This is a genomic window from Paracoccus sp. (in: a-proteobacteria), from assembly GCF_047973135.1.
Lineage (GTDB): Bacteria > Pseudomonadota > Alphaproteobacteria > Rhodobacterales > Rhodobacteraceae > Paracoccus.
The window spans coordinates 1-6531 of record NZ_JBKEBL010000140.1 but is presented as its reverse complement, the minus strand read 5'-3'; the positions used below and the strand labels follow the sequence as shown (position 1 = coordinate 6531).

Below are 6531 nucleotides of genomic sequence, written 5' to 3'. Positions count from 1 at the left end.
GCGCTGAATCGGCGGCCGAGGTGAGACAGGCCTTTCTGCTGCAATGGTACGACGACACGCCGCCGCCCCGCGCCATGCTGCTGGCCCATGGGGCCGAAGACCCCGAACTGACCGCCGAGGTTCTGTCCCAGCGTGCCAGCCGCCGGGTCGAGATCGCCGTACCCCAGCGCGGCGAGAAATTCGAGCTTGTGACCAACGCCTTGCGCAATGCCCGCGAAAGCCTGGGTCGCCGCATGTCGGAAAGCGCGGCGCAGGCGCGGCTGCTTGAGGGGATCGCCGAGGCTTTTGACCTGCCCGCCCCACCCCGCCGGATCGAGGTTTACGACAACAGTCACATCATGGGCACGAATGCGGTCGGCGGCATGATCGTCGCGGGGCCGGAAGGGTATGTCAAATACCAGTATCGCAAGTTCCACATCAAGGGGACCGAGATCACGCCCGGCGACGATTTCGGCATGATGAAAGAGGTTCTGACCCGCCGCTTTCAACGCCTGCTGAAAGAGGATCCCGACCGCCAGACCGAGGCCTGGCCCGACCTGCTGCTGATTGACGGAGGCGCAGGTCAGGTCTCGGCGGTCGAGGGAATCATTGCCGATCTGGGGGTCGGGGACATCCCCATGATCGGCGTCGCCAAGGGCGTGGACCGCGACCACGGCAAAGAGGAATTTCACCGCCCCGGCCAACGGCCATTCGCGCTGCGCATGAACGATCCGGTGCTTTATTTCATCCAGCGTCTGCGCGACGAGGCGCATCGCTGGGCCATCGGCACCCATCGCGCGCGGCGCGCGAAATCGGTGATGGCCAACCCGCTGGATGAAATCGCCGGCATCGGCGCGGCCCGCAAGCGCGCCCTGCTGACCCATTTCGGCAGTGCCAAGGCCGTCAGCCGCGCAGGACTTGCCGATCTGCAGGCGGTCGAGGGGATTTCGGCCGCGATGGCGCAGAAAATCCACGATCATTTCAACGCCAGAGGATAGGCCGCCAAAATAGAAAGCGGCGGCATTCCGCACAGCAATCCTTGCCATGGATTAAAATCGGCACAGCCGCGTTGTCATTCCGGAACCAGACGACAAGCCCGGAAAAGGACGCCGCACCATGCCCATGATCACCCCCTTCGACCGCAGTTCCACCCGACCGCAGCGGCCCGGCGGCGCCCATGGTCCGGCGCGGATTGCGTTGTATTCGCATGACACGCTGGGGTTCGGTCATTGGCGGCGCAACCTGCTGCTGGCGGGGGCACTGCGCCGTCTGGACCCGGCTCCGCAGATTCTGATGATCGCAGGTATGCGCGAGGCGGGGGCCTTTGATCTGCCCGAGGGGGTGGATGTGCTGACCCTGCCCGCCTATGGCAAGGATGCCGGTGGAACCTATCGTGCGCGATCGCTGGAACTGACGCTGCCGGAACTGGCGGGGTTGCGGGCGGCCTCGATCCGGGCGGCGCTGACGGCCTATGACCCCGACCTGCTGATCGTGGACAATGTCCCGCGCGGCGCGCAGGGCGAGATGGATCAGGCCCTTGCCGCGCTGCGGGCAAGGGGCCGGGCGCGGATCGTTCTGGGTCTGCGCGACGTGATCGACACGGCCGAGACGGTACGCGGCCAATGGTTGCGGCAGCGCAATTTCCCGGCATTGCGGCGCTGGTTCGACGAAATCTGGATCTATGGCGATCCGCGTTTCTATGATCTGGTGTCGGAATACGGTTTTGGCGCGGATTTCGCGACCCGTGCCCGCTTCATGGGCTATCTGGACCAACGCGAACGCAGCCTGACCGCCACCCTGCCGCCGCCGCGAAAGCCCTATGTGCTGTGTACTGTCGGCGGCGGGCGCGACGGCGCGTGTCTTTGCCATGCCTTTGCCCAAACGCGTCTGCCCGACGGCCATCGCGGCATCCTGATCGCGGGCAGCCAGATGCCCGCGCCCGACCGTCAGGCGCTGCGCGCCCGCATCGCCGCTCGCGCGGATATGACGATGCATGATTTCCTGCCCGAGCCTTTGCCGCTGATCGCGGGCGCGGCGCGCGTCATCGCGATGGGCGGCTATAACACCGTGACCGAGCTTCTGTCCTTCGCCGCGCCCGCGCTGATCACGCCCCGCACCCATCCGCGCCGTGAACAGTTCCTGCGGGCCGAACGGCTGGCCGCGCTTGATCTGATCGGCATGATCGCACCCGCCGATCTGTCGCCGGCCCGCCTGTCGGACTGGCTCGCCGGGCCACCGCCTCGGGTCGCCCGCGCGCGCGATCTGCTGAACATGTCGGGGCTAGAGGCGATACGCCGCCGGGCCACCGAACTGATCCACCAGAACCCGACCAGAAAGGCCTGCGCATGACCCACGCCTCCGTTTTTCCCGCCCATACCGGTTATGTCGTCAAACGCTATCCTCGGTTCTCGGAGACCTTTATCGTGAACGAGATACTCGCCCATGAGGAACGCGGTCGCCCGATCGACATCTTTGCCCTGCGCGCCGTCGAAGAGACCCATTTTCAGGATCTGATCTCGCGCGTCCGCGCCGCAGTCACCCGCGTGCCCGACCGGTTCCACGGCCCCGACGATCTGTGGCAACTGATGCAGGCCGGACACGGACGCCTGCCCGGCCTGCCCGAGGCAATCGCCGGCTTTCCCGAGGCGCGCGGCAGGGATATGGCGCAGGCGCTGTGCATCGCGCTTGAGGTGCAGGCGCGCGGTATCGCCCATCTGCACGCCCATTTCGGCACCATTGCGGCAACAGTGACACGCATCGCCGCCGCGCTGGCCGGGGTGTCGTGGTCGGTAACGCTGCATGCCAAGGATATTTATTGCCTCTATGACGAGAACCAGAATCTTGATCTCAAGCTGCGCGATGCGACAGCGGCGGTCACGGTCTCGGATTACAACCAAAACTATCTGACCCGAACCTGGCCGGGGGCTTCGGTGATCCGCATCCATAACGGCATCGATCTGGACAGGTTCGGCTGGCAGCCGCCCTGCCCCGATGCCGACGAAATCCTTGCCGTGGGGCGGCTGGTCGAAAAGAAGGGGTTCCACATCCTGATCGAGGCGGTGCGGATCATGGCCTCCAGCGGTCATCGCGCCCGCTGCCGCATCATCGGCGCGGGCGAGGAAGAGGCCGAACTGCGCGCGCAGATCGCGGATGCCGGATTGCAGGACCGGATCACGCTGTGCGGCCCGCTGCCGCAGCAACAAATCATCGCCGCCATGCGCCGGGCAGCACTGCTGGCCTGTCCCTGCGTGGTGGGTGCCGATGGCAATCGCGACGGCATGCCGACCGTCCTGCTTGAGGCGATGGCCCTTGGCCTGCCCTGCATCGGATCGGATGTCACCGGCATTCCCGAATTGATCGCGCATGACCGGAACGGCCTGATCGTCCCCGAGGGCGACGCGCCCGCGCTGGCTCGGGCCATGGCCCGACTGCTGGACCAGCCCGACTTGCGGCTGAGTTTTTCGCGCGCGGGACGGGCGGCGATGCAACGGGATCATGACCTTGGCCGCAACGCAGCCCGGCTTGGCGATCTGTTCGACCGTTGCGCGGGCGGGATGACACGGAACGAACGGGGGGCCGCGTGATGCGTATCGCCTATGTCTGCACCGATCCGGGGATCGAGGTTTTCGGAACCAAGGGCGCATCCGTCCACGCCCGCGAGATGATCGCGGCCTTTCTGGCCACCGGGGCCGGGGTCACGCTGATTTCGCCGCGGATCGGCCGGATCCCGGACTGCCATGCCGCCCTGCGCCCATGGCCCCTGCCTGCCCTTCCGGCGGCGGCGGATGCCAAAGACCGGGCAAGGGCGCTGATCGCGCAGAATGACGCGGTGGTCCATGCGCTGCGCGAGGCCGGTCCCTTTGATCTGGTCTATGAACGGCACGCGCTTTTCGCCCATTCCGCCATGGAAGAGGCCGTCCGGCAGGCTATTCCCGGCGTGCAAGAGGTCAACGCGCCCCTGATCGGGGAAAGCCTGCGTCACCGCAAGCTGCCGCTTCCCGATCTGGCCCGCGCCAGCACCGGACGGGCCATGCGCGCCGCCGCCTGGGTCAGCGCGGTCAGCCCGGCCGTGGCGGATTACGCCCGCAGCCACGGCGCGGCCCGGATCGAGGTGATTGCCAATGCCGTCAATCCCGACCGCTTTCCTTCCGTCATCCGCCCGGCTGGCCGCCAAACCGTCGGATTTCTGGGCACGTTGCGCCCATGGCACGATGTTGAAACCCTGCTGAAGGCAATGAAGCTTCTGCGCGTCACGGTGCCGCAGGCGCGGCTGCTGATCGTCGGTGACGGGCCGGAACGCGCGCGCCTTGGTGCGGCGCTGACGGAACTGGGGGCGGAAATGCCGGGAGCGGTGGCCCCGGACGAGGTGCCCGGCTGGTTGGCACGGATGGATATCGCCGTCGCACCCTATGCCAGCGGCCAGCCCTTCTATTTCTCGCCGCTGAAGATCTATGAATACATGGCCTCGGGTCTGCCGGTCGTGGCCAGCAATGTCGGCGATCTGGCACGGCTTGTCCGCCATGACCAGACCGGGCTGATCTGCCCACCCGACGATCCCGCAGCGATGGCCCGCGCGCTGCATCGTTTGGCCCACGCGCCCGACGAGGCCCGCCGCATGGGCGCAGCCGGGCGGCGGATCGTTCTGGCCCGCCACAGATGGAGCGATGTCGCGCAGCGGATCCTGCGTCTGTCGTGCCGGAAGGCTGCGTGATGACGCAGCGTCTCAACCCGACCCGCGAGGCGTTGCCCGGTCTTGGTCGCGTCCTGCGCCGTTTCGCGCCCTTCATGCGCCCCTATCGAGGGCTGATCCTTGGTGGCGGTCTGGCGCTGATCGCCGCCACGCTGATGAAGCTGGCCGAGCCATGGCCGTTGAAATTCGTGATTGACCGGCTGGTGCCGCAAGCGGCCGATCAGGTAATCGGCGGGCTTGGCACCGGAGCGCTGCTGGCGCTGAGCGCGCTGGCCGTTCTGGCGGCGACGGGGCTGCGGGCGCTGTTTCAGTACCTTGCCACGCTGGCCTTCGCGCTGGCCGGGAACCGCATGCTGACCGACATCCGGGCCGCGTTGTTCAGTCATCTGCAACGCCTTCCACTCAGCTTTCACACCGGCGCGCGGGCGGGCGACATCACCATGCGCCTGATCGGCGATGTGGGCATGCTGCGCGAAACGGCAGTGACGGCGTTGATGCCGGTCTTTGCGAATCTTCTGGTGCTGGCCGGCATGATCGGGGTGATGCTGTGGCTGGACCCGTGGCTTGCGCTGGTCGCGCTGCTGCCGCTGCCGCTGCTGGCATGGCTTGGCACCCGGATGACCAGAGCGATCCGCAATGTCAGCCGCGACCAGCGCAAGCGCGAAGGGGCCATGGCCGCGACCGCCGCAGAAACGCTGGCGGGCATGCGCAGCGTTCAGGCCCTGGGGCTTGAGGATCGGGTCAGCGCGCAATTCGGGACCGCCAATGCCAAAAGCCTGCGCGAGGGCGTGCGCGGCACGCGGCTGTCGGCGCGGCTGGAACGCGGGGTCGATCTGCTGGTTGGTGTGGCGACGGCGCTGGTCCTGTGGGTGGGCGCACAGCAGGTGCTGGCCGGACGGATCACGCCGGGCGATCTGCTGGTCTTTATCACCTATATGAAGAACACCTTCCGCCCGCTGCGCGATTACGCGAAATACTCGGCACGTCTGGCCAAGGCTTCGGCGGCGGGCGAACGTGTGGTCGATCTGCTGGATCGCGAACCCGGCCCGCCCGACGGCCCCGATCAGGCACAAGACATCAAGGGCGCGATCAGCCTGCGGAACCTTTGCTTCAGCCATCCAGGCAGGCCCGTGCTGCACGGGTTGGATCTGGACATTCCCGCCGGTCAGTTCGTGGCCATTACCGGCCCCTCGGGCACCGGCAAATCGACCCTTGCCAGCCTGATCCTGCGGCTTGCCGACCCGGACGAGGGCCAGATCCTGCTTGACGGGCGGAACCTGCGCGATTTCACCCGCGCCTCGCTGCGCCGCCAGATCAGCTATGTCCCACAAGAGCCGCTGCTGTTTCACATGAGCATCGCGGACAATATCGCGCTTGGGGCCGGGGCCGATGCCACTCGCGCCGAAATCGAGGCCGCCGCCCGGCTGGCCGATGCCCATGATTTCATCATGGCCACGCCCCAAGGCTATGACACACTGATCGAGGAACGAGGAGGCAATTTCTCGGCCGGGCAGCGTCAGCGTCTGGCCATCGCGCGGGCGGCGCTGCGACCCGCGCCGGTGCTGTTGCTGGACGAAGCGACGGTCGGGCTGGATCATCTGTCCGAAAAGGCCGTGCAAGGGGCGATCCGGCGGCTGGCGCGGGGGCGGACTGTGATGATGATCACGCATGATCTGAGTTTCGCCGCACAGGCCGACAGGGTGGTTCGCCTGTCCGGCGGGCGAATCGACGTGAAAGGGGCCGACGATGCCGCCTGATCCCGCCGATCTGGACCTGATCCGCCGCGATCCCGGCTTGCCGGGTCTGGCCCTTGCGCTTGACACCGGGGCGCTTGCCGCAAGACTGGGCTGCGGGTCTCTGAT

5 protein-coding genes are annotated in these 6531 nt (G+C 67.0%); all 5 read left to right on the top strand.

The genetic code is table 11. The features are described from left to right. Positions 1-977, top strand: a 977-nt coding sequence (locus ACK5L9_RS10845) for an excinuclease ABC subunit UvrC (protein WP_416911479.1), incomplete at its 5' end; no start/stop codon positions are given. 118 nt (positions 978-1095) lie between these two features. Continuing rightward, complete coding sequence (locus tag ACK5L9_RS10840; protein ID WP_416911478.1) at positions 1096-2328, top strand: glycosyltransferase family protein; 1233 nt, start codon at positions 1096-1098, stop codon at positions 2326-2328. Continuing rightward, complete coding sequence (locus ACK5L9_RS10835; RefSeq protein ID WP_416911477.1) at positions 2325-3563, top strand: glycosyltransferase; 1239 nt, start codon at positions 2325-2327, stop codon at positions 3561-3563. Before ACK5L9_RS10840 ends, ACK5L9_RS10835 begins: the two co-directional genes overlap by 4 nt. Continuing rightward, a complete protein-coding gene (locus tag ACK5L9_RS10830) occupies positions 3563-4690 on the top strand; it encodes a glycosyltransferase family 4 protein (RefSeq protein ID WP_416911480.1) in 1128 nt (375 codons plus the stop codon). The genes ACK5L9_RS10835 and ACK5L9_RS10830 overlap by 1 nt, the downstream gene beginning before the upstream one ends. Next, on the top strand, positions 4690-6426 hold the full coding sequence (locus tag ACK5L9_RS10825; protein WP_416911476.1) for an ABC transporter ATP-binding protein: 1737 nt from the start codon (positions 4690-4692) through the stop codon (positions 6424-6426). The genes ACK5L9_RS10830 and ACK5L9_RS10825 overlap by 1 nt, the downstream gene beginning before the upstream one ends. The last annotated feature ends 105 nt before the right edge of the window (positions 6427-6531 follow it).

Excerpts from the sequence above, each read along its gene's own strand:
- ACK5L9_RS10840 (WP_416911478.1), top strand. The coding sequence starts at position 1,096 with ATGCCCATGATCACCCCCTTCGACCGCAGTTCCACCCGACCGCAGCGG.
- ACK5L9_RS10835 (WP_416911477.1), top strand. The coding sequence starts at position 2,325 with ATGACCCACGCCTCCGTTTTTCCCGCCCATACCGGTTATGTCGTCAAA.
- ACK5L9_RS10830 (WP_416911480.1), top strand. The coding sequence starts at position 3,563 with ATGCGTATCGCCTATGTCTGCACCGATCCGGGGATCGAGGTTTTCGGA.
- ACK5L9_RS10825 (WP_416911476.1), top strand. The coding sequence starts at position 4,690 with ATGACGCAGCGTCTCAACCCGACCCGCGAGGCGTTGCCCGGTCTTGGT.